Raw genomic sequence first — 26,453 nt, forward strand, 5'->3', positions numbered from 1 at the left:
CACCTGATTCGGACGGTTGTTGACTCGAACCAGTCCAGCGAGGTTCGACCGCTCGGACGAAAGCCAATCACCGTTGCAACAGATGGAGTGTGTCCGAAATGGACAAGTACGCAGGCAAGCGTGTGGTGATCACCGGAGGCAGCAGCGGTTTCGGACTGGCCACCGCGCAACTGCTCGTGGACGAGGGGGCACACGTGCTGATCACCGGGCGGAACCAGACCACTCTGGACGCCGCCCGCGACCGGCTCGGCGAGAGGGCGATCGCGGTCCGCAGCGATGCCGCCTCGCTGCCCGACATCGAGGTCCTGGCCGACCGGGTGAAGACCGAGTTCGGCACGGTCGACGCCCTGTTCGCCAACGCCGGCGTCAACGGCTTCGCGCCGTTCGAGACCACCAGCGAGGCGCTCTTCGATCAACTGCTGGCCATCAACGCCAAGGGCCCCTACTTCACGGTGCAGAAGCTCGCTCCGCTACTGGCGGAAGGCAGCGGTGTCGTGCTCACCACATCCGTGGCGAACGTGCTGGGACTCCCGATGCTCAGCGCGTACGCGGCGGGCAAAGCGGCGGTCCGCTCGATGACCCGCAGCCTGGCGCGGGAACTGCTCACCCGGAAGATCCGGGTCAACGCGGTCAGTCCCGGCCCGATCGACTCCGGGATCCTGGAGAAGTCGATGCCCCGGGAGGCGGCCGAACAGACCAAGGCACAGATGGCGGCCGACAACCCCATGCTGCGCATGGGAAACCCCACCGAAGTCGCCCAGGCGGTGGTCTTCCTGGCCTTCGACGCCACCTACACCACCGGCGCGGAACTCGCCGTGGACGGCGGCGGCTCCCAGCTCTGAGCCCAGCGCCGGGAAGCGAGAAAGCGTCCACGCGTGTACGCGCCATCGGCGCAAGTGGCCCCAGTAGCGGCCTACTCGCTTTCCTGAGCGCCCACGCCCAGGCCGACACCCCGTCCTCTCGGGCGCGCTGACCCGTGACCTTCTCACCACGTGCCGAGCCCGCCCCCTCACTCCATCCGCCGGGCCCTCCATCGTGGACGGCCCGGCGGAATCGTCGGGTGCTGCTCTGACCAGGAAGCCCGCCAGGGCGCCGACGCCGAACCCGACCAGGACCAGCCAGAGCCGGCCGGAGCGTACCGCGGTCAGTTCGGAGCGGATCGACACCGTCTGCCGGCTCGGCCCGTCCGGTGGGACATGCCGGGCGATGAAGACGACGCAGCCCGCGCCCAGGACGGCGAGAGCCCGGAACGGACCGCGCCAGCCCATGGCCTGCCCGGCGAACGCGCCGAGCGGGACACCGACCACGTTGGCCAGCATCGCGCCGGACCCCACGGCCCCCAGGGCCCGGGAAACCGGCGGCGGACCCGGCGACCCGGGCGGCCACCACATTGGCCACCGCGCAGAACGCCCCGGTCGCCACCGCCGTCAGAAACCGCGCCCCCAGCAGCAGCGCGAAACCGGAACCTAGAGCGACAACCACATGACCGAGAGCGAACACCGCCAGGGCCGGCATCAGGGTCAGTCGCCCGGGCAGGCGCAGCGTCAGCATGGCCATCAGCGGCGCCCCGATGATCATGCCGACCGCGAAGACGGTGATCAGCAGTCCGGCGCGGGCCACGCCGACGTGGAGGTCGACCGCCATCTCCGGCAGAAGGCCCGCCACGACGAATTCGGTCGTTCCCATCAGGAACGTGCCCAGCGCCAGCACATGGACGACGACCGGAAGCCGAGCAGCCTCCCGCCCGCCCACTTGGGCACCCACCTCCGTGGCAGCGTCGAGGACACCTCCTCGCGTGCTCATCTTCCTCCTTCAACGGGGCTCGCGATCTGTCTTGCCACTCCACGAAAACGCCCTCGTCGCGTGTGAGGAAGGCAGGGCCTATACGGGGGACAGACTCTCCCTCCCTCACAGCCGCCCGGTCGCTACCGTTGAAGGCATGGACCGATCCCCCGGCGACAGCGCCGACAACCGCGCCGACATCCGGGATTTCCTCGCCGGCCGACGTGCCAGGATCGCCCCCGAACAGGCCGGCCGGCCCACCAGCGGCCGACGCCGCGTCCCGGGCCTGCGCCGTGAAGAGGTCGCCGTCCTCGCCGGCGTCAGTACCGAGTGGTACATCCGGCTGGAAAGGGGCTATATCGGCGGTGTCTCCGAAGACGTTCTCGCCGCCGTCGCCGAAGCCCTGAAGCTCGACGAGGACGAACGCACCTACCTCTTCTACCTGGCCCGCGCCGCCCAGCCCGCAGGCCGCACCCCCGCACGACGCAAGGACGTCCCCGTCCCGCCCCGCGTTCAGTGGCTACTGGACTCCATGACGATGTCCTCCGCCTTCGTACGCAACGGCCGCATGGACGTCATCGCCCACAACACACTCGCACGGGCCGTCCACGCGCCGATGTTCGACAGCGCCACGACCAGCGAGTCGACCGTGCCCTGCGGGAACTCATCGGTGAACTCTCCACACTCAGCCCCGAGTTCCGCAAGCAGTGGGCCGCCCACGACGTCCGTATCCGCCACGACGGCGTCAAGCGGCTGCGCCACCCCGAGGCGGGCGACCTGGAGCTGACCTACCAATCACTCGACCTGCCCTTGTCCGACCGGGCGAGGCACGACCTGACCATCTACACCGCCGAACCCGGCACCCGATCCGAAGAACACTTCAGACTCCTCGCCAGCTGGACAGTCCCCCGGCCCGAGGCACCGACCGGGCGCACCCGGGACACCGGCTGAGCACACGGCACGGAGCTGCCATGGTCAACTGCGCGGTGGACCCCGTACGGCGGATACGTACGAGGCATCGCCGGGAGCGGCCGGGAACCGGCGCACGGGCGCGGTCAGGTCGCGGAGCCGTGATCGGCTTCGGGCTGCTCGGGGAAGGCGACGCTGATGCGCGTGCCGTGGTCCAGCCGGCTGTCGAGATCGATGCAGGCGTGGTGGTGTTCGACGATGGCGGCGGTGATGGCCAGGCCGAGGCCGGTGCCGCCGTGGGTGCGGCTGCGGCCCTCGTCGGCGCGGTAGAAGCGGTCGAAGACATGGCCGACGGCGTGGGCGGGGATGCCGGGTCCGTGGTCCTGGACGGCGAGGGTGACCTGGCTGTCTCCGGCGCGCAGTTCGACGGTGCAGGGTGCGGCGGGCGGTGTGTGCATGCGGACGTTGCTCAGCAGATTGGCGAGCAGGCTGCGCAGTTGCGCCTCGTCGCCGAGGACGGTGACGCCGTCTTGGATGTGCAGGGTGTAGGAGCGGCCGGGTTCGACGGCCGCGGCGTCGCGGACGGAGTCGGTGACGATGCGACTGAGGTTGACGGGGCCCAGGGGCGCTTCGCCTTCCTCGTCGAGGCGGGCGAGCATCAGCAGGGCTTCGACGAGTTTGCCCATGCGCCGTACCTCCCCGTGCATGCGGTCGACGGCGTCGTCGACGGAGGCCTTGTCGGGCAGTGCGCCGTGCCGGTAGAGCTCGGTGTAGCCGCGCAGGGCCTGCAGCGGGGTGCGCAGTTCGTGGGAGGCGTCCGCGACGAAGCGGCGCATGCGTTCTTCGGATGCCTCGCGTGCGGCCATGGCGCTTTGGATCTGGTCGAGCATGGCGTTCAGCGCGTGGGCGAGACGGCCGACCTCGGTGGCGGGGGCGGTGTCGGCCGCGGTGATCCGGCGGGTGAGATCGCCGGAGGCGATGGTGTCCGCGGTATCGGCGGCGTGCTCCAGAGGCAGCAGCGCCCGCCGGACCGCCAAGGTGCTGACCACGGCCACCATGGACAGGCCGGTCAGTTCGGTCGCCACGATGACGACCCCGTTGGCCGTAGCGAGCCAGGCCAGGGCGGTGGCGGCGAGGGCGAGTGCGCACAGGGCCGTGACGAGCGCGCCGATCCGGGTCCGCAGCGGCCGCTGCCGTAGAAGCCGCCTGCCCCGCCCCGCGGCCACAGCGGCACGCAGGCGCGCGATCCCCCTGTGAGGGGGAGTACGGGAGGGACGGGCCGCAGGAGTCATCGGGGTTCCCGGATGCTGTAGCCGACGCCGCGCTGAGTGTGGATCAGGGCGGGGCCGAGGCTGTCGATCTTGCGGCGCAGGTAGCTCACGTACGTGGCGACGACGGTGTCGTCGCCGTTGAAGTCGTAGGACCACACGTGGTCGAGCAACTGAGCGCGGGGGACGACGCGCCCGCGGTGCAGCATGAGGTAGCGCAGCAAGCGGAACTCCGTCGGTGACAGGTCGACGACGCTGCCCGCCCGGCGGACGGTGTAGGTCGCGGCGTCGAGTTCCAGGTCCGCGACGCGCAGGACCGGATCGGTGCCGGCCCGGGGGCGGGTGCGGCGCAGCACGGCTTGGACACGGGCGGCGACCTCGTCCAGACCGAAGGGCTTGGTGATGTAGTCGTCGCCTCCCGCTGTCAGTCCGTGGACCAGATCCTTGCGTGTGTCACGGGCGGTGAGGAAGACCACGGCATGCGGCAGTCCGTCCTGGCGCAGACGGTGCATGACCTCGAAGCCGTCTCCGTCGGGCAGCATCACATCCAGCAGGATCAGCTCGGGGAGGAAGCCCCGCGCGGCGGCGAGTGCTTCGTGAGCGGTCGCCGCGGTGCGCACGTCGTAGCCGACGAAGCGCAGGAACCGGCTGAGCGTGTCGAGGATCGCCGGTTCGTCATCGACCACGAGCAGCTTTCCTTCGACTGCCGGGCCGGGAGCACGGCCGGCGCCGGTGTGTGCTGTGGCATCGCCTGGCATCGGGGGCTTCGCTTCCTGCTGAGCATCGGTGTTCTCTTCGATCGTGTCCGATCTCCGCACCGTCTTCCATGTGAGTTTCATGGGAAGAGGGCAGTCCGGGCGCCGATCCGGCGCTGTCGCCCGAACCGCCGTTCTAGCGTGAGTGACGCCTCGTAGCGGGCCTCGCCCGGTCGGTTCAGGGGATGAGCCGACCGGGCCTCCTCGTCCTTCTCCTCGTCAGCACATCATCTGGGGGCTTTTGCGTGTCCACATTGCTCTACCGGCTCGGCCGTGGGTGCTTCCGGCACCGAAGGGCCGTCCTCGCCGCCTGGCTCGGTCTGCTCGCGGTGGTGGCGATCACCGCGCTGAGCGTGATGAAGCCGTTCACCTCCGCCACCACCATCCCGGGCACCGAAGCCCAACGCGCCCTCGACGTCATGGAGGAGGAGTTCCCCTCGACCGACGAGTCGCATGTCACCGGCAAGATCGTCATACAGGCGCCCGCCGGACAGAAGATCACCGATGCTGTCCCCGCGCAGGCGGTCGCCGACCTGTCCGAAACGGCCGACGGCACCCCCGGCGTGGTCTCGGTGACCGGCCCCGCCGCCCAGAGCGGCACCGTCTCCTCCGACGGCCGCACCGGCATCACCGAGATCGTCTTCGACGCCGAAAAGGCCGACGACATCCCTGATACGACCTTGCTCACCCTGGAGGACGCGGCGCAGCGGGCCCGCACCGCGGGACTCGCCGTCGAGACCGGCGGGGACGCCTTCTCCCCCTCGACCGCGATCATGGGTCCGACGGAGATCGTCGGCGTTCTGATCGCCCTGGCCGTTCTCATCCTCGTCTTCCGGTCCCTGCGCACCGCCCTCATCCCGATCGCGACGGCCCTGGTCGGCGTGGCCATCGGTGTGCTGTCCCTCCTCGCCACGACCAGCGTGATCACCATGGACAGCACCTCCATCACCCTGTCGGTGATGCTGGGCCTGGCCGTGGGCATCGACTACGCCCTGTTCATCGTCTCCCGTCACCAGACCCAGGTCCGTCAGGGGATGGATCCGCAGGAGTCGGCCGCCCTCGCCACCGGCACCGCCGGCGGCGCGGTGGTCTTCGCCGGAGCCACCGTCGTCATCGCCCTGGCCGCCCTCGCCGTGGTGAACATCCCCTTCCTCACCGTCATGGGCCTGGGCGCCGCCGTCACCGTCGTCGTGTCCGTCCTGATCGCCACCACCCTGCTACCCGCCCTCCTGGGCTTCATGGGACAGCGCATCACCTCCAGCCGCGTTCCGGCGCTGGCCCGCTCCGCCGCACGCGCCGAACGGCGTCGGGCCGATCCCCGGCGGACCCCCGCGGCCCGCCGCTGGGCCACGGCGACCACCCGTCGGCCCTGGCGGGTGCTGATCCTTTGTGCCCTGGGCCTGGGCTTCCTCAGCGTCCCGGTCACCGATCTGCAACTCGGGCTCGGCGGCGGCCCTGACCCGCACAGCTCCGCCGGCCGCGCCCAGCAACTGATCGACGACAGCTTCGGTCCCGGTCACAGCGGCCCCCTGGTCGTCCTGGCCCAGGGACCCGACAAGACCACCACGACCGCCGCCGCACAGCAGACAGCCGACCGGATCAAAAGCCTCCCCGGCGTCGCCTCCGTCTCCTCGCCCGTCGCCTCAGACTCGGGCAACTCCGTTCTGATCCAGGTCACCCCTTCCTCCGGCCCCGATACGCAGGCCACCGCCACCGTCCTGTCCGAGATCCGCAGCGCGCGCGACGGCATCGAGCGGCAAACGGGCACCCAGCTGAACGTCACCGGCAACACCGCGGTCAACATCGACGTGGCCGACAAGCTCTCCGCCGCCCTGCCCGTCTACTGCCTGCTGGTGATGGGCCTGGCCCTGTTGCTGCTCACCGTCGTCTTCCGGGCCGTCGCCGTACCGCTGAAGGCCGCACTCGGCTTCCTGCTCTCCCTCGGGGCCTCCCTGGGCGTCCTGGTGGCGGTCTTCCAGTGGGGCTGGCTGGCCGGTCCTCTCGGCATCGCGGACACCGGGCCCGTCCTGAGCTTCCTGCCCATGCTGCTCGTGGGCATCCTGTTCGGCCTCGCCATGGACTACGAAGTCTTCCTCGTCTCCCGCATGCGCGAGGAGTACACCCGTGGCAAACCCCCCACCGAAGCGGTCATCCGCGGCTTCGGCCACAGCGCCAAGGTCGTCACCGCCGCCGGACTCATCATGATCGTCGTCTTCGGCGGCTTCATCCTCGCGGACATGCAGGTCGTCAAGGGCATGGGCCTGGCTCTGGCCGTCGGCGTCCTCGTGGACGCCTTCATCGTGCGCATGACCCTTGTACCGGCCGTCATGGCCCTGCTCGGCCACAAAGCATGGTGGCTCCCGCGCTTCCTCCAACGCGCCCTGCCCCACGTCGACGTAGAAGGCGAACAGCTCACGCGCCACGCCACCAACCCCCAGGCCCCTGCCCCACCCCACTCCGCAGACCGTGCCCACCCTGCCCGCCCCGTACGACCGGTAGCACGGCCCGGGAGACCGGAGCACACCGTGCCGCGCTGATGCCGCATCTGTACCCGAGCCACGTCAGCGCGGCCAGTGTCCCCGAGCGGGCCTCCCGGCGGGGAGAGGGCCCGGTCCAGTCGTCGGGGTTGCCGTTGCCGCGCGGCGGACAGGATGGCCTGAGCACCTACCGCTCAGGTTGTGGTCAAAGGCGCCGTGCCTCGACGAGCGGCAGCAGCTCTTCCTGAAAACGCAGCCGCTTCTCGAGCCAGCCGGCGCGCAGCGAGGCGGTGTTGTGCAGAAGGCGGAACCGCTGCAGGGCCTGCTCGCTGTCGTCGTGCAGGGACAGTACGGCGGCGATCCCCGCGCGCAGGACTTCCCAGACACCGGCTTCGGCGGGCTGCTCACGGATGGTGTCTGCCAGGACGTGCCCGAACCTCTCCTGGTCGCCCCCGAGAAGGTCTTCCTTGGAGCCGAAGTAGCGGAACAGGGTGCGCTGGGAGACGCCGGCCTCTCGGGCGATCTGAGCGATCGTCGTCTCGTCGTAGCCCTGCTCGGTGAACAGGCGATGAGCTGTCTCGAGGATCTCCTGGGAGGCCAGCCGGCGCGTCCGGTCCCACAGCGTGGGCGGCACGCGCGTCGCTGTCTCGGCTTCCTGCTTCACGTCTGCACCCGCAGCTTTGATCACCGGCGGAATCAGCGGCATCGGCAAGGCGACCGCTGAACTGCTCCACTCCCGCGGCTACCGAGTCATCGTCACCGGCGTGGACAACGTCACCGGCGCCGAGCTTCCCGAAGACGTCGTCATCGTCCGGGCCGATGCGCGGTCCCTCCAGGACATCGACGACGCGATGGACCACGCGCGTCGGCACCTCGGCTCGCTCGACCTGCTCTTCCTCAATGCGGGCATCTCCCGCGGCCGCCCGGCCCGATGGAGTCGGCCGACGAAGACACCTTCGATGCTCTGTTCGACACCAATGTCAAGGGCACCTTCCTCACCCTGCAAAGGGCGCTCCCGCTCCTCAACCAGTGCGGCTCGGTCGTGATCACCGTGGGCGCCGGAGAAGGCGTCGGAGCCGCCGTGACAGCCGCCAAGGGAGCACTGCTGCCCCTCGTACGGTCCCTCGCGCTCGAGCTCGCCCCGCGCCGCATCCGCGTCAACGCCGTCAGCCCAGGGCTCATCGACACTCCCGCCTACAGCAAGATGGGCGTCTCCAGGGAAATGATCGACTCCTGGGCCAAGGACTTCCCGCTGGACCGCGTCGGTGCTTCGGCCGACATCGCCGAAGCCGTGGCCTTCCTCGCCTCGGACGCCGCCGGCTACATCACCGGCGACAACCTCATGGTCTCCGGTGGTATCGGCGTACACGCCCGCCCCTGACGGTCGGTTCCACACTCGGCTCCGACCGTGGAACATCTCCACCAGGCCTGGCGCCCCGGGTCCGCGGGGTACCGTCGCGCCGTGGTCGGTCAGCGGAAGAGCCGGAAGAAGCCGCGCACTTGCCCGACCAGCGACTCCGGTTGCTCCAGCGCGGCGAGTGGCCGCCGTGCGGCATCTCCTCGTACCAGCGCAGGTCGGTGAATCGCTGCTCGGCCTCGCGCCGTGACGGGCGGGTGATGTCGCGCGGGTAGACAGACAGCCCCGACGGCGCCGTGACCGTCTCTCGGAAGCGGGCGAAGCTCCCCCAGTACAGCCGGGCCGACGACGTGGCCGACGAGGTGAACCAGTAGACGGAGATCTCGTCGAGGATCTGCTGCCGGGACACCGCCTCCTCGACCCGGCCGCCGTGGTCGGTCCACGCTCAGTACTTCTCGGCGGTCCAGGCGGCCGGACCCGCGGAGGAGTCGGTGAGGCCGTAGCCGAGGGCCTGCGGCCTCGTCGCCTGGATCGCCGAGTATCCCCGGCCTGTGCGCCGCATCTCCTCCTCTGCCGCCCGGTTCGCCCGCTCCGCGGGTGTCGGGCGTCGAAGGTGCCCGCCTCAACGGACCCCAGGTTCAGGTGCGCGGCGGCCACCCGCCGGGGGTTGACCTCGCCCAGCCCTCCGACACCGCGAACCCCAGTCGTCGCCCCGCGCGCCGTACCGCTCGTAGCCCAGAGAGGTCATCAGCGTGTCCCAGGCGCGCGCGACGCGCGTGACACGCCACTCGGTCGTCCGCGGCCTGTTGCTCGCCCTCGACCGCGCCGTCCCCTGGCCGAGGTGATGTCAGGCGGCGCGCTTCACGTGGCGGACCAGCCACATCAGGAGGGCGTCCAGGTCGGCGGCGGCCGAGAGGACCCGTTCGACCGCCTCGGGAGTGTGCAGCCACTCCTCGCAGCCGAGGGGCCGGGCGGCGATCAGCGAACGGTGGCGCAGCAGGTCCGTACGGGAGTGGTCCGTCGGATAGCCGCGCGGGGGGCGTTTCATCACGTCCCCGTGGATGTCGTAGCCCTTGTTCCGTACGTCCTCGACGATGGCGGACAGTTCGCGCCCGCTCCCCTCGGAGGCCACGGCTTTGCGGAACATGTCCACCTGGCCGGGATCGGGGTACCACCAGGCGCCTTGGATCCGCAGGCCGTCCAGAGCGAACCGGAGACCGATCTCGATCTTGCGACCGAGGCGGATCACCGCGCCCTGGTGCTGCCACCACCAGGAGTTGGTGCGGTAGTGCCAGACGGAGAAGTCCTCGTACCGGGGGTCGGTGTCCGCGACCTCGTTGAGCAGGGCGATCATTGGCTGCCGGACCAGACGTTCGCGGTCCTCGCGGTGGCGTTCCCGGATCGCGTGGGTCGGTTCACCCTGGAGCTGCCACAACACGTCCATGGCCTGCTCCGGCCAGCCGGTGAACTGTCCATGCATGCGCGGAGGATAGCCCACCCACGATCCGTGCGGTTCGTCGTGCCCCGCACCTTCTGGCCCGGCGCCATCAGCTTCGGCCTGGTCGCTTCCCTGGACTACTGACCTTCAAAGCGTGGTGTCGTAGGGGCTAACGTCTCGTGATCCCTGCGGTATGCCGACCGCATGAGGTATGCGCAAGGGGCGGACTGACCGACGAACGGCGTGTCTTCCGCGAGCAGTTGAGGATGGAGGCGGCCGAGCGGCTCCGGCAGGGCGACGGGAACCCGGTCATTGCTCACGACCTGCGGGTCAGCGTCCGATCGGTTCAGCGGTGGCGCAGAGCCTGGTCGCAGAACGGGCCCCGGGCCCTGGCTTCCAAGGGCCCGGCATCGCTGCCGCTGCTCAGTGACGAACTGTTCGCCGTGCTCGAGCGGGAGCTGGCCAAGGGACCGGTGGCACACGGCTGGCCGGACCAGACCTGGACCCCGTCGCGGATCAAGACGCTGATCGGGCGCCGCTTCCACAAGAGCTACACCGTACAAGGGGTGGCCGCCCTGCTCAAGCGGCACGGCTGGAGCTGCCAGGTCCCCGCCCGGCGGGCGATCGAGCGGGACGAGAACCTGGTGGCCGGCTGGGTGAAGGAGACCTGGCCGAACGTGGAAGGACCGTGGCGGCGCTCGACGCCTGGCTCGTCTTCGAGGACGAGGCCGGATTCTCGATGACGCCGCCGACCACCCGCACCTGGTCCCGCCGCGGCCACACCCCGGTGACCCGCGTGCGGGGCCGTTCCCGCCGCCGCTTATCGGTGGCCGCCCTGGCCTGCTACAAGACCGGCGAACCCTCGCGGCTGATCTACCGGCCCTGCCCAGACGCCCGGCCCGATGGGCGCAAAAGCTTCTCCTGGAAGGACTACCGCGACCTGATCCAGACTGCCCACCAGCAGCTTGGCGGCCCGATCGTGCTGGTCTGGGACAATCTCAACACCCACCTGACGGCCGGAATGCGCCGTTACATCGCCGACCGCGACTGGCTCAGTGTCTACCAACTACCGCCCTACGCACCCGACCTCAACCCGGTCGAAGGCATCTGGTCCGTCCTGCGACGCACCACCACAGCCAACCGCGCCTTCGCCAACCCCGACGGCCTGATCACCGCCGTCCGGCGCGGCCTGCGCCAGCTCCAGTACCGCCACGACATCCTCGACGGCTGCCTCACCGGCACCGGTCTTCGACGCCAGCCACCATGACGACATCACGCATTCAAGGTCAGTTAGGCTTGTCTCTTTGGTCAGTTTTGGGCATGTTCCCCCCTCACGGCGACCACAGTGTAGTTTTCTGCGTCCGGGTCGAAGGTGTTGGACTCCACCCCGAGTCCGACTGCATGCAGCTGCGAGACGAGTTCCTCCTGCCGGAACGGCCAGCACGACAGCCTTTCGGAACTTGTCAGTACCGACCCGTCCGCCATCACCTGCGCCACGGCAATCTCCAGACGGTGCTCTTCGTCCCAGCGCTGCTCGATCTGCCAGTTGTAGACGACGACCGCGTCGCGTCCTTGACGCCGGACGAGTCGATGCCCCACGTCCAGACGAGATCCACGCGCTCGTACGAGCTCCCAGGTGCGGGATGTGAGGACGAGGCGTCCGTCGCGGCTCAAGAGCCGCGACATGGCGGTGAGTACATCGAACCGAGCAGAGGCACCCTCGGCATGGGCGAGCGAGTTGCCCACGCAGAAGACCACATCGTATGGCGGGGACCCGTCGAGACGGCCGGACAGCTCGTCCCAGCTGACGCGCAACGTGCGTAGCGGGACACCGTGTTGCTCTGCGAGTTGATGGGTCCGGCGCACCATCGCAGCGCTCGCGTCTGTCGCCGTCACGTCCAGGCCGAGCGCAGCCAGACCCACCGCGAGTTGCCCGGTGCCACACGCGCAGTCGAGAACACGCGCTTTCGGGGGAAGCCGTTTGACCACGTCACCGAACGCAGCAACAGAGCCTGCGGGAGTCAGCTTCCCTTCGGGCATCAGCCACTCATAAACCTCTGCGAGGGCCCCGTAACCGGCCACAGCCATACACCCCAATCACACTCGACAACGTTCCAGGCGCAGGCGCCGCGCGCCCTCGGCGGGCGGGCGGCAGACGACGTCGAGTCCGAGGGAGAGGTGTCCCGGGCCCAGTGGCGGCAGGGCCCCGGTCAGGTCGACGGTGAGGGTGCTCAGTACGAACGGCATCCGGTGCGGGACATCGAGGAAACGGTGTGGCAGGTGGATTGCGGTCTGCCGCGCGGTCTCCGCGAGCAGGACCGGGTCGGCCGCCGGGCCGTCCTCGTGGCCGAGGTAGTGGTCCCGGCGCCATGCGGCAGCGACCGCGAAGCGTTCGTCGCCGAGCCGCTCGGCGTCCGTCAGGAACACTTCGGCCTCGGCCGCCTTGTGGACGGACTCACGCGGAACGCGGTGGTCGAAGTCCAGCCTTCCCCAGTGGAGCTCAGGCCCCGGTCGGTCGGCGCGCATCTCAAGCTCAGGTATGACGTACACGCGTAGATTCCTCCCCTGGTCGCCGTGACTCCGAGGCGCCGGTATCGTCCCGACGCAGCACGTGGCGACCCCCGAAGAAATATACCTTCGGGAAGGTATATTGGGGGATCATTTTTCGTCACCGCACAGAGCCGCACGCCGCATGCGCGAGCATGCCGAAGGACAGAGGACCGTAGCTCATGCCAGAGCCGCAAACCGCCGTGTTCGCCCAGCCGAAACCCTCGGTCAGAAGGGGGTCCGATCCCAAACAGGAGCGCTCTACCCGCACACGTCTGCGAGTCCTGATCGGGGCCGCGGAGTTGTTCACCGAGCGCGGCTTCCGTCAAACGTCGGTCAAGGACGTGGCGGACCGGGTCGGGATGACCAAGGGCGCCGTGTACTTCCACTACCCGACCAAGGAAGCCCTGGCCGTGGCGATCGTGGAGGAGCACTACGAGCGTTGGCCGAAAATACTCGACGAGGTCACCGGGGAGGGCCGGGGACCGCTGGACACCGCCGCGCGCATGCTCGAGTGCGCGGCCACCGCGTTCCAGGACGACGTGATCGTGCAGGCTGGGGCCAGGTTGCAGCTGGAACGCCCGCAGATCGACGCCGAGTTGCCCACCCCCTACGTCGACTGGGTCTCCCTGCTGGAGTCCCTGCTCACCTCCGCCCAGGATGCCGGCGAGCTGCGTGCCGGGGTCGAACCGGGCCGGGCAGCGCGCTCGTTGGTCTCCGCGTTCTTCGGCTCCCAGCACGTCTCCGACGTCCTCAGCGGACGCGCGGACGTGGTGGAACGCTGGCGGGACCTGAGCGGCCTGCTCTTCCGGTCGATCCGGGCCGACTGAGGCGGTGGCGGGGCGCGGGGCCGGTCGACACCTGGGTGGGTCCGTCCGGGACGCCCGGCGCTCGCGAGGGGTGATCCGGGACGTCTCTCCCCGGCAGCGGGGCGTGGTCCGGCGCTGGGTTCCGGGTGGGCGGGCGCTCGCGGGGCTCGGCCCGGCGCGTGTGCGCGGTGCCCGGGGCGAGTGCGGGGTGCCCGACACGGGGGTCGGCTGACGCGTCCGATCCATGGTCCGGCGCGACGGGCACGGGTTCCCGGGCGGTCGGCGCTTGCGAAACTGCCCGGGTCGGCCGCGCGGGTACAGGGTGTCTGACGAGAGATGTGGATCGGCCGGCGTGTGCGACCCGCGGCCGTGGCGCTCTCTGTGCGGGGCCCGGGGCGGCTGGCCCCAAAGAGGGCTCGTCCGGCGAGCGAAACGGGACGGCCCGGCCCGGGGCGAGAACGGGCCGGGTGCTGTGCGCCGCGGGTCGGCAGGTGTGCCGGCCCGGGCGGTCGAAATGTGGGGGGCCGTGGCCGGCGTGTGCCTGGGGAGCGGTGCACCGCCGCCGTCCAGCGGTGCGCCGCTCCCCAGGAGCAGGCCGACCCCGTCGGTCCCGTCGGGCGGGCCCCGGTCAGGCGGGGTCCGTCACCTGACGCTTGGTGGCCAGGACGACCAGCCCGCCGATCACGGCGACGCCCATCAGGACCGCGCCGAAGATCGTGGCGCCGTTGGTCAGGCCCACGGCGTCGCTGAGGTAGCCGGCGGACACGGGCAGCACACCGGCCGGGATGTATCCGCCCACGTTCAGCGCGGCGTTGGCCTCGGCCAGGCGCTGCGGCGGGATGCTGGAGTTGAGCAGTGACAGGCCGCCGAGCTGGCCCATGCCCTGGCCGGCTCCGGCCAGCAGGGCGGAGAGGATGAGCACCGCCACCGCCGAGGTGTGCACGGCGATCACCAGCGTGATCATGCTGAGCGTGGTGCTCACCGCGCCGGCCGTGAGGATGGTGCGGCGGCGCAGCCGCTGGACGGCGAACTGCACCCCGGTGGCGGCGAGGAACATCACGAACGCCATGGCGCCGGCGACGATCCGGTTGGTGGTGTCGAGCAGGCCGGACAGCAGCGAGGGGCCGAGCGAGAGCACGAAGGACGTGGCGGTGATGCCGGGCGCGAACACCGCGATGCCAAGGGCGAGTTGTCGTCCGTTGCCCTGCGGCACGCCCGGCACCCGCACCCAGGCGCCCTTGGCGCGCTCCTCGGGACGGCGCACCGGCATCCGCAACACGCAGAGCACCGCGGTGATCAGGAGCGCGGCCTCGACGACGAAGACGGTGACGGTCGGTCCGGGCACCGTCTCGGAGAGCACGCCGGCGAGCAGCGGGCCGAGCCCCGCGCCGAAGACCATCGCGCAGGAGGCGAGTAGGGCGGCGATCCGTTTGCGCTCGGGCCCGGCGACGTCCGTAACGGCGGCCATGCCGGCCGACACGACGGCGCCGACTGCGATCCCGGTGAACAGCCGGGCCACGATCAGCGCGGCGACACTGGTGGCGGTCGCGAAGACCGCGCACGCGGCGAGAGCGAGCGCCAGGGCGGGCAGCAGGACGGGCTTGCGGCCGACCCGGTCGGAGACCACGCCGGAGACCAGCAGCGAGCCGATGAGGCCGACGATGTAGAAGGCGAACACCACGGTCAGGGTGCCCTTGGAGAAGCCGATGTCGCGTTGCCACATCACGTAGAGCGGCGTCGCCGCGTTGGAGAGCACGAACACGGCCGTTACCGGCCATGCGGCCAGCCACACCCACCACAGCGGCGCGGCGGAGTGCCCGTCGGTGTCCGCGCTGTCTGTACGTCGTCTCCCGCCGATGGCCTGGGTGGTTGCGGTCCGGGTCTCGGACATGACTGTTCCTCCCGATCTTCCCTGCCGGCATCCAGCAGTACGAGTAGAGTCGAACTTAGCATGCAGTACGATCGAAGTCGTACATAGGAATGCCGTTATGAGGAGTTGCCTATGCCCGCGACCACGGCCGCCGCGCCCGCTGTCAAGGTGTTCCCCGAGCCGCCCGACCTGCCGGAACCCCTGCCGGAGCCGGGGGTGGACGAGCTACGCCTGGAGACTGTGCTCGGCGCGCTCAGCGACCCCCTGCGGTTGACGATCGTCCGCAGACTCCTCCTGGAGTCCGAGAACTTCGACCACTCCTGCGGCTGGTTCGGCTTCGACCGCCCCAAGTCGTCGCTCACCCACCACTTCAAGGCGCTGCGCCAGGCGGGGGTCACCCGTCAGCGTCAGTACGGGCTCGAGCGCCGAAGCCAGGTCCGGGTCGACGACCTCAACGCCCGGTTCCCCGGCCTCCTCGACCTGGTGGCGGCCTGGACCTCGCAGGCGTGACGGCGGTGCCCCCTAGGTTCTGTCCGGGCGATCATGTGACCGCTCTGTGCCTGGGTCGTTGTTGCGGGCATGGGGCGGGGCGATCTGACGGATGCGGAGTGGGAACGGCTGCGGCCGTTCCTGCCGGTGAGTAATGGACGTTGTGGCCGGTGGCGGGATCACCGACAGGTGATCGACGGGATTCTGCACCGGGTGCGGACCGGGGTGCAATGGCGGGATCTTCCAGAGCGTTTCGGCCCCTGGAAGACCGTCTATGAACGCCACCGGCTGTGGTCGGCCGACGGCACGTGGGAGCGTCTGCTGCAGCAGGTCCAGGCCGCTGCCGACATCGCGGGCGAGATCGACTGGGACGTCTCGGTGGACTCCACCATCGTGCGCGCCCATCAGCACGCGGCCGGTGCCCGGACCGACCCGCCGCCGGCAGCCGCTTCAAAGGGGGCCGAAGCGGCAGAACATCAGGGCGAAACACCGTGGCAAAGCCTGCTCACCCGGCTGGTGGAGGTGGTGCAGGAGGCGAGGGCCTGGGCCGCTCTCGGGGCGGCCTGACCTGCAAGATTCACCTCGCGGGTGAAGGTGGCTGCCGCCCGCTGTCTTTGATTGTCACTGGCGGACAGCGGGCGGACTGCACCCAGTTCCAAGCAGTGTTGGCCAAGATCCGGGTTCCGCGCGTCGGTTCGGGACGGCCCCGCACCCGGCCGGACCACCTGGGCGGCCGACAAGGGATACAGCTCCCGCCGGAACCGGCGCTACCTGCGAAGACGCCAGATCAAACACACCATCCCCGAGCCGAAGGACCAGCAGGCGAACCGCAAACGCCGCGGCAGTGGGGGCGGCCGGCCCACCGGCTTCGACAGCGAGATCTACAAACGCCGCAACGAAGTCGAGCGGACCATCAACCGGCTCAAGAACTCCCGGGCCGTGGCCATCCGCTATGACTGTGAGGATGTTCGGGTGCCGCTTCGGGCGGTGGCCTGACTCGCGCTACGACTGGCCCTGATGCCTTGCGTTTGATCTGTCGGCCACCGTTCGGGGCGGTACTTGCTGCCGCCGGGCAGGGGGACGTGTCCCGATAGGGGCCTTCGCGACAGGCACCGTCACAGTCTTGACCGCCACCGGCCCGGCGACGGCCACCGGATCCCGAGGTGATCAGGAGAGGCGACCTTGACAAGCATTACGCAGCCCAATGCCCCACGTCACGTCCCGGCGGACGTTGAGGACGTTCTGCTCGGAGTGGACACCCACAAGGACATCCACGCCGCAGCCGTCATTACCACGCTCGGCGCTGTTCTGGACGGCCGCAGCTTCCCCGCGACCGCTGACGGCTACCGGCAACTTGTCGACTGGGCACGGTCCTTCGGCGCGCTGCGACCGCCTGGCGTTGAATGCACCGGCTCTTACGGAGCCGCCCTGGCACGGCACCTGCGCGCCGAAGGCATCGATGTGACCGAGGTCAACCAGCCTGACAAGGCCGCCCGACGCCGCCACGGCAAGACCGACGCCATCGACGCCGAGGCCGCCGCCCGCGCCGTGCTGAGCGGACGTGCCACCGCCGCGGCGAAGACGAGCGACGGCCCAGTGGAGATGCTCCGCCTGTTCAAGCTGGCAAAAGGGTCCGCGATCAAGTCCAGAACCCAGGCGGTCAACCAGCTCAAGAGCGTCCTGGTCTCGGCTGACACCGCGCTGCGCGAGTCAATGGCGGGGCTGAGCAACCCGCACTTGTTCAAGCGGTGCGCCGGGCTGGACGCTCAGCGCACCTCCGGGCCGGCCGGGGCTGCCCGCCACACCTTGAGGCTGCTGGCCCGCCGCATCCGACACCTCACCGAGGAGATCGACGACCTCAACAAGCGGATAGCCGAGGCCGTCGAACTCAGTGCGCCGGGCTTGTTGGAGGTCCGTGGCGTCGGCCCGGACAGCGCCGCCGCCCTGCTCATCTCGGTCGGCGACAACCCTGAGCGACTTGCCAGCGAGGCGTCCTTCGCTGCCCTATGCGGCACCAGCCCGGTCGAGGCCTCCTTTGGAAAGACGCAACGGCGCAGACTGAACCGCGGCGGCGACCGCCAAGCGAACGCCGCCCTCTACCGGATCGTCCTCAGCCGTCTGCGCTGGGAGGACCGGTCACAGGACTATCTACGACGACGTCTTGCCCAGGGCAAGACACGTCGCGAGATCATCCGCTGCCTCAAACGCTATGCCGCACGAGAGGTCTACCGGCTCATCGTCCCGGCACCCGCCCCCGCTGGTCAGACAGCACCCACCCCCGTCGCTGTTTGACATCTATAGGGGCATCAGGCGCGGCTACGTCTTCCTCGGCACCGCAACCACCGCGGCTCTACTCATCTGGCTTCGGGGCTGAGTCCCGACCTCACAAGGCGATCGGCCGGTGCGCCAGGGCCTGACCGACTACCTCATCAGCCGAAAGCTCCCGCTCCGGCGGCCAGAAGATCAAGTCGCTGACATAACCGGACGGACATGCCAGGGCTCTGTCGAGCCTGTCCAACCAGCCGTCCACCTCGTCGTCAGAGGCGTAGTCCGCTTCCATGATCCGCTGCACGAGCGTGACCGCCTCCGCGCGAGTCATCTCCACAGCACCCATCACGTCCCTCCGCCGACTCACCCTAACGAGACGCGTGATCGCCCGGACAGCTCCTAGACGCCGCGCCCGTCACTGGGGCCGTCTGACCTACCGACGCTGAGGCGAGTCGACTGTGACGCCACACATCCCGACCGCCTGGGAGGGCGCCGACAACGCACGGCAGCCGTGCTGCCCGCTCGATCATCGCGGATCAGGCAGGCGGCCTTGAAGGTGTCCGGTGCGGGATCCACTCGTTGCGCGGTGTATGAAGCTGACTAGCGAGCAGGTAGGTACCTTGTCCGCGCTCTTGCGCGAGGGCGGGAAGTTGCATGCCAATAGCGGGGTAGGAGCGCTGGTTCAGTGGCGTACAGCGGTGGCCGTGTACCTCCGCGGTGCCGTGCCATCTGAGCACTACGTGTGGAATGTGCTCCCTGACGTTGATCAATACGAACTTCCCTACGCGACGGCCAGGGACCGCGCGTCCGCGGAGAACTGGGCACCTCTCCTTGGTGCGCTCCAGGGACTGCTCCTGCTCCATACAGATGAGGAGGGTTGCCACTCGGCTGAAGACGGTGACGCGTCATACCAGGAATGGTGGCCTGCCATGATGGAAGCCATCCGGGCGAAAGGCACCGCAGGGCTACGGACTGGTGACGCGGCCGTCGTTGCGCAGCGCGACCGCAAAGACCGTGCGTGCACACCTTCAGTCCGCCGTACTGCGGGATGAACTCAGCTACGTCAGCAACGGGCCGCTATCGGCGTACGTTGCCGTCGACCAGGATCTGACCTCACGTTTGGCGATCGGTTGCTGAGGCCCCGGGTGAGACTCTGGACCCTGCGCGGATTGGGCGAAGGGCAGCACGACGGCCTTGTTCCTGACGGCGGGTTTCCTGTTGTGGTTGATCACCGCCCGCCATCGCGAGGGGGAAAGCGTGTCTGACAGGGTTCGATACGCCCTCTACGCTGCCGCGCATGGCACGCACATGGACAAGACTCCACGAACACCTCGGATACCCGGGCCCCTTACCTTCGACATGGTCCGCCAGGCCGCAGCGGACAACCTGGAGGAGTCCGACGACCTGGACTGGAAGGAAATGCTTCCTCAGCCGCCCCGGGACGGTCGGTGGAATGAGTTCGCCAAGGACGTCGCCGCCATGGCCAACACCCGTGGCGGACTGATCATCTTCGGGGTCCAGGACAAGACGACCGTCCTGACGGGCATCGACCCCGACGGGGTCAACCGGCAGCAGTACGCCCAGTGGATCCGCAACCACGTCCAGCCCTACCTGCCGGACCTGGACATATTCGAGCTGACCGACGGGATGAAGACGGTCCTGGTCGTCGATGTGCCGGCCAGCGAGATGGCACCGCACTTCGTGTACGGCGGCGCAGCACGCGACAAGGAACAGCAGGCTGCGGTCGTCCCCTACCGGGACAACGACCACACCGCCTGGATGGCAGAGCACCAGATCGAGCGGGCCTACCGCGACCGCTTCGCCCGCGTCGGCCGGGCAGAAGAAGAGATCCAGCGCCACATCGACTTCACCACCCAGACCGTCACCGCGCACGTCCACGTGCCCTCAGCTTGGTTCATCGCGGTCTCCCGACCCCAGAGGCCCCTGCCACGCGGGGCCTCCACGATGAGCCGGGATCAGGCACGGGAGGTCTTGGAGGCCGCCAAGACGCGAGCCCGCGTTCTGCACGCGAGAGAGCTGGTGCCAGGCCCCTTGGTCGGGATGGGGCCGGACACCCGACTCAACCCGCGCCCCGGCCTGCGCCGCTGGGTGTGCAACAACCTGCAGTCACCCATGAACCGAGAGATCATCACTGAGCTGCACTACGACGGCACCGTGGTGATGGCCGCCAATCTGTCCTTCATCCGCGCGGGGGGCGAGGAGCTCCCAGGACAGGACGACGTCCTCCAAGTATCCGAGCGCTTGGTGACGGCGTGCTGCTACGACTTCATCGCCACCGCGCAGGAGCACCAGCGAAAGTTGCGCCTGGACAGCACCCTGCAACTGACTTCGCTGATCATCTCTCCAGACGGACCCAGGGCCATGGCACCGCTCACCTCAACCTGGGGAGATGGGGCGGAGACGGAGCCGCCGTACACCCGCAGGCCCCACCATCTCCAGCCCGCTCACACCGTGCTCTCCCCTGCGGCGGCGGATGACGAAGGACGCAGCAGTGCTGACGAACTGTGCGCGGACCTGATGAGCCAGTTCGGGCTGTAGCCGAAGAGGACGCTCCGCGTGAGCGGTCGCCCCGGTCGACCAGGAGCACGAGGTTGCGCCAAGGGTTGCGCCTATCTGTTGCGCTGGATGTTGCGCCAAGGGTTGCGCCAGGTGTTGCGCGGCCCGCAGGACCGTCCCCGCGTCCGCGCAGGTCACCACGCTGTTTTGCCGTGGTCGGATCGCTGACATCCCCGTTGCGGCTGCTCTGCCCATGTCCCTTGGCTGGAGTGAAGGAGTAAGGGACGGGCGGGATGGGCGGCGCGGTCGCGGCCGGGGATCGGGGCGCGCCCAGCCCGGTTGCGCGTCGGCCAGTGCCACCGCGCCCCGCCGTCAGCCCGGCGACGGAGGTGCTCTGGGACATCCGACCGGTGAGGGCTGTCAGTGGCGTGCGACATCATCGGCAGATGGCCACGCAAGCAGCTCCACCGACCTACCTGGATCGCCTCCGGACGGACCTGGACCTGATCGAAGCGGACTTCGTGCAGATCCTCGCGGACTCACAGATCCGAAACACCGACCCCAACCGCGGACGCGACTACGTGATGCACCTTGGCGCTCCCAAATGGGGATGGGTGCCCAGCAGCCCCGAACTCGAGGCGCGACGAATGCAACTGCTGGGGCGCGTGCGGGACTGGGAGCCGCTGTTCCGCCTGCTTTTCCCGCATCCGACTCCCGAGGTCACCAAGCGCCTTGAGGAGAACCTTGACCTACTGCGGCGCTGGCTTGAGCGCCCGCGTGACAAAACGGTGCCGGCCACCATCGACAAGGCCACCGACCGCGTGCGCGACGCAGTGACCACACTCCGGAAACTGGGTGAGCTGCTGCCCTGTGACCCCTGGGCGGTGCGCCTGGTGGTCGACACGAACGTGCTGTTGGACGACCCCGACGTGGCGATCTACACGCCGCTGCTGGGAAAGCGGTACATGGTTCACCTGATGCCCGCTGTCCTGCGGGAACTGGACGACCACAAGCGCGCCGGACGCAACCCCGATATTCGGGAGGCGGCGAAGAAGGCCGACCGCCGCCTGAAGGGACTGCGGACCAACGGCGACGTGCGGCGCGGCGTCCGAGTCGCCGGCGACGTGCACGCCGTCTTCGAGCACATCGAACCCAAGGGCGACGGGCTGCCGAACTGGCTGGACCTAGACGTGCCTGATGACCGCCTGGTGGCCTCCACCCTGCTGCTGCAGTCCCGGCATCCCGGCTCTTCCGTCTACGTGGCCAGCGACGACATCAACCTCCAGACGAAGCTCGCCGCAGTCGGACTGCCGTTCATCGAGGCACCCTGAACGGACGCTCCGCACTACATACGCTCAGGACATGACAATGACGCCGCAAGAGCTCGAGGATCAGAAAGAGACCCTGGAGCTGATCAACAGCGAACTCGCGGCCCGTCTGGCACGCCAGTCGGAGTCGGGCGCGAAGGTGGACACGAAGGCGATCTTCCTGGTCGGCTTCGCGGCCACAGGCGCCCAGTTCCTGGCCTCCCGGAGCTTCGAGCTGTTCACCGGTACCGCGGCCTTCGCGGCGTACGCGGTGGCCGCCGGCTTCGGCATCTCGGTCTTCAACCTCGCCGAGTACGAGGACATCAAGCCGCGGGACGTCCTGGACACCTACGCACGCTCGGAAAAGGGCGCGACGCTGGGGGCCCTGGCCGGAACGCGTGTGGGGATGTTCGAGAAGAACGCCCGCCTGCACCAGCGGAAGACCAAGCGATGGACGGTCGCCCTGGCCGCTGTCGCCGCCGCGATCGTCCTCTCCACTGTCAGTCTCGTGCTGCACACTGGCGGCCATGACAGACACACAGAACCAGGGGAACCCAGCCCCACCTCCTCCGCCACCACCTCCGCCCAGCCTCACTGACTCCCTCGCCAACCCGGCTCTCGTGGGCACGGAGAAGAGGAACGAAGGCAAGCCCGCGCGCAACAGGGCGGCCACCCCGGGACAGACCGCCGAACGGCGCTGACCCGTGCCGCGGGAGCGGCCCTCGCCACTGGCCAGACATACGAGACCCCGGGCATCTGCGGCCCGGGGTCTCTCTGTGCTCTGGGATGCCCGACCGGCTCAACGACCCGCCGACGCGAGCGTCACGCCCACTGCACGCCCAGCTCCCGCAGCGCGTCCAGCTGCTCCGCCGCGAGCCTGTCCCGCCTCGACTTGGTGTTCGAGACCCACACGCCCAGCTTCACGGCCACCGGCTCCGTCTCGCCGTCGACCGTGATCTGTTCGCTGTGTCCCCTCGGCACGGGCCGGTCCGCGCCTTCCCGTTCCACCCACTGTGTGAGGGCCGCCAGGCCCCGCTGGAACGCGGCCTGTGCCTTGCTCGGGCCCTTTGCCGCACGCTCTGCTGCCGGGGCGGAAGACGGGGCCTCAGCGGGCTGCACGCCCAGCTTCGACAGCCGCTCCTGCTGCTCGGTCGACAGCTGCGTCCAGGTGCCAGGGTTCTTCTGCCGCTCCAGCCACTTGCCCAGGTCGTCGCCCTCGAAGAGCACCCCGGGTTCGATGGCCGGCAGGACGCCGTCGGCGTCGACCAGGTCCGCGAGGACGCGGTAGTGCCGCTGCCAGTCCAGCGGCCACGGGCAGTTCCAGTCTTCATCGACCGCGGCCAGCTGCTTCGCGCGCGCGGCGGCCCGCTCCGCGTCCTTGCCCAGGCCGCTCTTCCGGCGCAGGTTGGCCATGTGTTGGCCGACGGGCACCATCGCTTCGCCTTCGCCCCACACGGCGTCCTGGCGCGGCGCGAGATGTCCCATGGCCCGCCGGTAAGACCGGAGCGCGGCGAGCTTGTTCTCCCAGGCTTCCTCGCCCGGCTCCCAGACCATCCCGGCCTCTGGGGCGTCCAGCAGCGTCTTGCGCCGTTCCTCCAGCTCCCCGGCCCGCAGCGCCTTGCGCTGCTGGTGGACCCAGCGGCCAAGGGGGAAGTCCTTGGTGACGCCGACCTCGACCTCGACGTCGTAGGGCACGGCGTAGAGGCCGGTGATCCCGTTCTCCTTCCGCCACCGGAGCAGGGCCTGGTAGCCCTCCAGCCACACCAGCGACTCCGGCCGGTAGACCCGGGTGCGCAGGAACGCCGCGATCGTCGCAGCGTCCCGGGGAGAGGAGAAGTGGAGCAGGGCCGCTTCGGCGGCGGCCTGCGTGTCGTCGCCCTCCTGGCCCTCGCCGTCACCCTCCCCGCCGGCCCCGACGATCTGCCCATCCTCGTCACGCCGGACGTGAACCTTGCGCTTCCCGCTCGTGAGCGCGCGGGAAGCGAGCTGCTCAACAAGTCGCTCATCATGACTGCGGAGCCCCTGGAGGACCGCCACAAGGGGGCGGAACGAGGCACTGGCGACCATGTCGGTCGGGTCCTCGCCGGGCTCCAGAAACACCGGCACGATGATCCTGGCCACCTTCGTGCTGCCGTCCTTGTTGAGCCGGAGCGCCCGGCCGATGTTCTGCACGATCTCCACCTGCGAGCCGCGGGTGTCCGCGAAGCAGACGGCTTCCACGCCCCGCTCGCCGGTGATGTCCACGCCTTCCCCGAGGACGCGAACGCTGGCGAGGAAGGCGCGGTGCACCCGGCGCCCGGCCGCGTCGATGCCGTTGGCGAACTGGCGCAGGACCTCGCGCCGCTCGGACACGAGGTGGTCGCCGCACAGCCACGCCGACCACACCCGGTCCGGCGGGACATGGCGGCCGGCCTCCAGCTCGTAGAACTCCGCGTCGATCGAGGACTTCGGCAGCTTGTCCGCAGCGGCCAGGTCCTCATCGGAGGCGTCGTTGACGTACAGCTCGGCTGCCGTCTCCGGCAGCTTGTCCGCGAACGCCGCGGCCTCCTCCACCTTCTGGTGGAACGTCATGACCGTACGGAGATTGTGCGCGGCGGCGTGCTCCAGGAGCGCGGTCTGCAACAGCGCCAGACGCCGGCCCCGCCGGGCCTCCTCGGACTCCCCGATCACGGGGGAGGGGTCGCGGATCTCCAGGACGTCGATCTCGAACCCGGCGAGAATCTCGCGCTCGATCGCCTCCGACAGCCCGAGCTCCGCGAGCCACGCGCCGTACGTCCCGTTCGGGTCGTCGGCCATGGTCGCGATCTCCGCCTCCTGGCCGTCCGCGCCCTTCTGCGGCCGGGGCGCGGCGAGGATGCGCGGGGTCGCGGTCAGGTAGAGCCGGAAGGACGCCGGGATCCGGGCGTTGTCGTGGATCGCGGCCCACGGCCGACCAAGATCACCGGCGGTTCCGTGGGCCTCATCCACGATGGCGAGGTCGAAGCCGTCCATGCGCTGGCCATAGAGCCGCTCCCCGCCCGCCAGAGCGGCCTCCAGCGGCCCGCGAACCTTCCGCTGTTCCTCGGGAGCGTCGACGTCCTCACGGTCCACGAGAGAGGCGTACGTGGCGAACACGACCACGGGCCCGTGCCCGGCCCACAGGGCGAGCTGGATCGGGTTGGTGGTGGTCCGCACGCCCAGTTCCTTCAGCACCGGGTCGTTCTCCAGCGAGCACACCGCGACCATCGGGGCCCGGTGGCCCACCGCGCGCCACACCTGGGCGGTCTGCGCGAGCAGGTCCAGGGTCGGCACGGTCACGAGGATCCGGCCGTCCGCGAACGACTCCAGCGCGCACGCGGCGGCCATGATCGTCTTACCCGAGCCGGTCGCTGACACGATCGTGGCACGGGCACCCTGCGGGGGCACAGATGACCTTGCAGAGAATCCCACCCACCTGCGAAACGCGGCGCGCTGGTCTACCTGGTGTTCCTTGAGCGGAATCGCTGACATTTCCTTGCCTCCCCGAGCGGTCAATTCCAGTGGCTTTTCAGATGGCCGCGTGCGGAACGCAGGCCGCGCCCAATTCGTTCCAGATCGAGGCATCCGCCTTGTGCCAGCCGCCCGGCTTCCCGTCCTTGAACGGCGGCTTGTCGTCCGGGTCGTAGTGACCGGCATCGAGCGTGCAGACCACGACGTCCCCGTTCCGCGTCCGGGCCGTGCACAGACCGCCGGCCTCACCCAGCGCCTCCAGCACCCGGCGCCGCGCCGTGGTGTGCGGGTGGGTGCCGGGCAGCACGGCCTCCCGGACGAACTTCTCCAGCCGCACCAGGTCGGCCCGCTCACGCTGCCTCACGTCCGCGATGTATACGGCCAGCTCAGCGGCTCCAACGGACCGGCCGCCGCGCCGGGACCACTCCCGGTCCGCGATGCCCACCAGGGCCTCGCTCACGGTCCTGACGCCCTCGTCCCAGCCGTCCTCGAACTGCACGCCACGAGAGGCCGGCGCCGTCCCGTCCAGCTCCACCACCTGGCACTGCGCCCCGGCGACCGCCCCGGCCTCCAGCGCGGCCACCAGGCCGTCCGCCTCGCTCGCGGGCACGCCCTGAGCCTTCAGGAGCGCGAACAGCCTCAACCGGGCGTTGACGCCCGCAGTCTGGTACTGCGTCACCCGGCGCACAGAATCGCTGCTCAGCGCGGAATCGGGTCCGGTAGATTCCTGGTGACCGGTCATCTGTGGTCATTCCTCTCGTAATTGGGGGAGGTTACCGGGCGGTTGGGGTGTGTCCTGCGTTTCCGCCAACGGTACATGCTGCATCTACCGAATGCACACGGTACACTGGAATCCACACGAACGACCCTCACCCCTCATAGCCGGCCCGGCCTGCGTCAGCGGGCCCCAAGGTTCTGGAGGCGCAGCCGGAAGGACCGTCAGGTGGGGGAGCGCAGCGGACCCGCCGGGAGCGCCCCGCGCTCCCCTCAACTCCCGTACTAGAGGCCCCGCCAGCCGCACCGTCAGACCCCGAGCAGCCCGGCCGCGCACCGCGCGGCCAGCCGGGCGCGCAGCGGCCGGCCCCACCGGTCCCTGGAGCGCAGCGGAAGGGACCGCCCTCGCATCGCGAGGGCCAGCGGGAGCGCAGCGGCCGCCCCACTTGCACATCGCGCAGCGATGTGGTACCCGCTC

At 69.6% G+C, this 26,453-nt stretch carries 20 protein-coding genes and 5 pseudogenes; 13 read left to right on the top strand and 12 right to left on the bottom strand.

Annotated features, from left to right (window positions below; genetic code table 11):
• The first annotated feature begins 98 nt into the window (after positions 1 to 98).
• Complete coding sequence (locus ACFV9J_RS19420) at positions 99 to 842, top strand: SDR family oxidoreductase (protein WP_385355857.1); 744 nt, start codon at positions 99 to 101, stop codon at positions 840 to 842.
• Positions 843 to 1,142: 300 nt separating this feature from the next.
• Here ACFV9J_RS19420 and ACFV9J_RS19425 read toward each other — a convergent pair.
• Positions 1,143 to 1,391, bottom strand: a pseudogene (locus ACFV9J_RS19425) (MFS transporter); the annotation flags it as partial.
• 37 nt (positions 1,392 to 1,428) lie between these two features.
• A pseudogene (locus ACFV9J_RS19430) lies at positions 1,429 to 1,803 on the bottom strand (MFS transporter); the annotation flags it as partial.
• A 136-nt stretch (positions 1,804 to 1,939) separates the two neighbouring features.
• On the opposite strand from ACFV9J_RS19430, the pseudogene ACFV9J_RS19435 reads away from it, so the two are divergent.
• A pseudogene (locus tag ACFV9J_RS19435) lies at positions 1,940 to 2,733 on the top strand (helix-turn-helix transcriptional regulator).
• A 104-nt stretch (positions 2,734 to 2,837) separates the two neighbouring features.
• On the opposite strand, the gene ACFV9J_RS19440 reads toward ACFV9J_RS19435, so the two are convergent.
• Entirely contained in the window at positions 2,838 to 3,917 is a 1,080-nt protein-coding gene (locus ACFV9J_RS19440) for a sensor histidine kinase (RefSeq protein WP_385355858.1), read from the bottom strand.
• A 62-nt stretch (positions 3,918 to 3,979) separates the two neighbouring features.
• Positions 3,980 to 4,717, bottom strand: coding sequence for a response regulator transcription factor (locus tag ACFV9J_RS19445; protein ID WP_385355859.1), 738 nt, complete (start codon positions 4,715 to 4,717; stop codon positions 3,980 to 3,982).
• Between the two features lie 242 nt (positions 4,718 to 4,959).
• Between ACFV9J_RS19445 and ACFV9J_RS19450 the strand changes: the two genes are divergently transcribed.
• Entirely contained in the window at positions 4,960 to 7,251 is a 2,292-nt protein-coding gene (locus ACFV9J_RS19450; protein WP_385355860.1) for an MMPL family transporter, read from the top strand.
• A 145-nt stretch (positions 7,252 to 7,396) separates the two neighbouring features.
• On the opposite strand, the gene ACFV9J_RS19455 is transcribed toward ACFV9J_RS19450, so the two are convergent.
• Positions 7,397 to 7,897, bottom strand: a complete 501-nt coding sequence (locus tag ACFV9J_RS19455; RefSeq protein WP_385355861.1) for a TetR/AcrR family transcriptional regulator — start codon at positions 7,895 to 7,897, stop codon at positions 7,397 to 7,399.
• On the opposite strand from ACFV9J_RS19455, the pseudogene ACFV9J_RS19460 reads away from it, so the two are divergent.
• Positions 7,815 to 8,572, top strand: a pseudogene (locus tag ACFV9J_RS19460) (SDR family NAD(P)-dependent oxidoreductase). The gene ACFV9J_RS19455 and the pseudogene ACFV9J_RS19460 overlap by 83 nt on opposite strands.
• A gap of 823 nt (positions 8,573 to 9,395) precedes the next feature.
• Here ACFV9J_RS19460 and ACFV9J_RS19465 read toward each other — a convergent pair.
• A complete protein-coding gene (locus ACFV9J_RS19465; protein ID WP_385355862.1) occupies positions 9,396 to 10,028 on the bottom strand; it encodes a DUF2461 family protein in 633 nt (210 codons plus the stop codon).
• A gap of 224 nt (positions 10,029 to 10,252) precedes the next feature.
• Between ACFV9J_RS19465 and ACFV9J_RS19470 the strand changes: the two genes are divergently transcribed.
• Together ACFV9J_RS19470 and ACFV9J_RS19475 are read left to right on the top strand one after the other, a co-directional pair.
• Positions 10,253 to 10,729, top strand: coding sequence for a winged helix-turn-helix domain-containing protein (locus ACFV9J_RS19470; protein ID WP_385355863.1), 477 nt, complete (start codon positions 10,253 to 10,255; stop codon positions 10,727 to 10,729).
• Entirely contained in the window at positions 10,726 to 11,253 is a 528-nt protein-coding gene (locus tag ACFV9J_RS19475; RefSeq protein WP_385355896.1) for a transposase, read from the top strand. The genes ACFV9J_RS19470 and ACFV9J_RS19475 overlap by 4 nt, the downstream gene beginning before the upstream one ends.
• Positions 11,254 to 11,294: 41 nt before the next feature.
• Here ACFV9J_RS19475 and ACFV9J_RS19480 read toward each other — a convergent pair whose 3' ends face one another.
• Positions 11,295 to 12,026: a class I SAM-dependent methyltransferase gene (locus ACFV9J_RS19480; RefSeq protein ID WP_385355864.1), complete on the bottom strand. Its 732-nt coding sequence runs from the start codon at positions 12,024 to 12,026 to the stop codon at positions 11,295 to 11,297.
• A 57-nt stretch (positions 12,027 to 12,083) separates the two neighbouring features.
• A complete protein-coding gene (locus ACFV9J_RS19485) occupies positions 12,084 to 12,536 on the bottom strand; it encodes an AfsA-related hotdog domain-containing protein (RefSeq protein ID WP_385355865.1) in 453 nt (150 codons plus the stop codon).
• A gap of 179 nt (positions 12,537 to 12,715) precedes the next feature.
• On the opposite strand from ACFV9J_RS19485, the gene ACFV9J_RS19490 reads away from it, so the two are divergent.
• Positions 12,716 to 13,363, top strand: coding sequence for a ScbR family autoregulator-binding transcription factor (locus tag ACFV9J_RS19490; protein ID WP_385355866.1), 648 nt, complete (start codon positions 12,716 to 12,718; stop codon positions 13,361 to 13,363).
• Between the two features lie 607 nt (positions 13,364 to 13,970).
• On the opposite strand, the gene ACFV9J_RS19495 is transcribed toward ACFV9J_RS19490, so the two are convergent.
• A complete protein-coding gene (locus tag ACFV9J_RS19495) occupies positions 13,971 to 15,233 on the bottom strand; it encodes an MFS transporter (protein ID WP_385355868.1) in 1,263 nt (420 codons plus the stop codon).
• A 111-nt stretch (positions 15,234 to 15,344) separates the two neighbouring features.
• Between ACFV9J_RS19495 and ACFV9J_RS19500 the strand changes: the two genes are divergently transcribed.
• From ACFV9J_RS19500 to ACFV9J_RS19510, 3 genes and pseudogenes are all read left to right on the top strand, one after another.
• Positions 15,345 to 15,722, top strand: a complete 378-nt coding sequence (locus tag ACFV9J_RS19500; protein WP_385355869.1) for an ArsR/SmtB family transcription factor — start codon at positions 15,345 to 15,347, stop codon at positions 15,720 to 15,722.
• A gap of 69 nt (positions 15,723 to 15,791) precedes the next feature.
• Positions 15,792 to 16,697: pseudogene (locus tag ACFV9J_RS19505) on the top strand (IS5 family transposase).
• Between the two features lie 186 nt (positions 16,698 to 16,883).
• Positions 16,884 to 17,993, top strand: coding sequence for an IS110 family transposase (locus ACFV9J_RS19510; RefSeq protein ID WP_385355870.1), 1,110 nt, complete (start codon positions 16,884 to 16,886; stop codon positions 17,991 to 17,993).
• 91 nt (positions 17,994 to 18,084) lie between these two features.
• Here the strand turns inward: ACFV9J_RS19510 and ACFV9J_RS19515 are convergent, their stop codons facing one another.
• A complete protein-coding gene (locus ACFV9J_RS19515) occupies positions 18,085 to 18,315 on the bottom strand; it encodes an e9imm peptide (protein ID WP_385355872.1) in 231 nt (76 codons plus the stop codon).
• A gap of 848 nt (positions 18,316 to 19,163) precedes the next feature.
• On the opposite strand from ACFV9J_RS19515, the gene ACFV9J_RS19520 reads away from it, so the two are divergent.
• From ACFV9J_RS19520 to ACFV9J_RS19530, 3 genes are all read left to right on the top strand, one after another.
• Complete coding sequence (locus tag ACFV9J_RS19520; protein WP_385355874.1) at positions 19,164 to 20,528, top strand: helix-turn-helix domain-containing protein; 1,365 nt, start codon at positions 19,164 to 19,166, stop codon at positions 20,526 to 20,528.
• A 404-nt stretch (positions 20,529 to 20,932) separates the two neighbouring features.
• Positions 20,933 to 21,817, top strand: coding sequence for a PIN domain-containing protein (locus ACFV9J_RS19525; protein ID WP_385355875.1), 885 nt, complete (start codon positions 20,933 to 20,935; stop codon positions 21,815 to 21,817).
• Positions 21,818 to 21,848: 31 nt separating this feature from the next.
• Positions 21,849 to 22,391: a hypothetical protein gene (locus ACFV9J_RS19530; RefSeq protein WP_385355877.1), complete on the top strand. Its 543-nt coding sequence runs from the start codon at positions 21,849 to 21,851 to the stop codon at positions 22,389 to 22,391.
• Positions 22,392 to 22,615: 224 nt separating this feature from the next.
• On the opposite strand, the gene ACFV9J_RS19535 is transcribed toward ACFV9J_RS19530, so the two are convergent.
• Both ACFV9J_RS19535 and ACFV9J_RS19540 read right to left on the bottom strand, forming a co-directional pair.
• Positions 22,616 to 25,282 carry a Helicase associated domain protein gene (locus ACFV9J_RS19535; RefSeq protein ID WP_385355879.1) on the bottom strand — a complete coding sequence of 889 codons (2,667 nt, stop codon included), beginning with the start codon at positions 25,280 to 25,282 and terminating at the stop codon, positions 22,616 to 22,618.
• A 37-nt stretch (positions 25,283 to 25,319) separates the two neighbouring features.
• The gene (locus ACFV9J_RS19540) at positions 25,320 to 26,003 is read right to left on the bottom strand and encodes a hypothetical protein (RefSeq protein ID WP_385355880.1); all 684 of its coding nucleotides are present in this window, start codon (positions 26,001 to 26,003) and stop codon (positions 25,320 to 25,322) included.
• Between the last annotated feature and the right edge of the window lie 450 nt (positions 26,004 to 26,453).

The sequence above is a fragment of the Streptomyces sp. NPDC059906 genome (assembly GCF_042730645.1).
In the GTDB taxonomy this organism is placed as follows: domain Bacteria; phylum Actinomycetota; class Actinomycetes; order Streptomycetales; family Streptomycetaceae; genus Streptomyces; species Streptomyces rubrogriseus.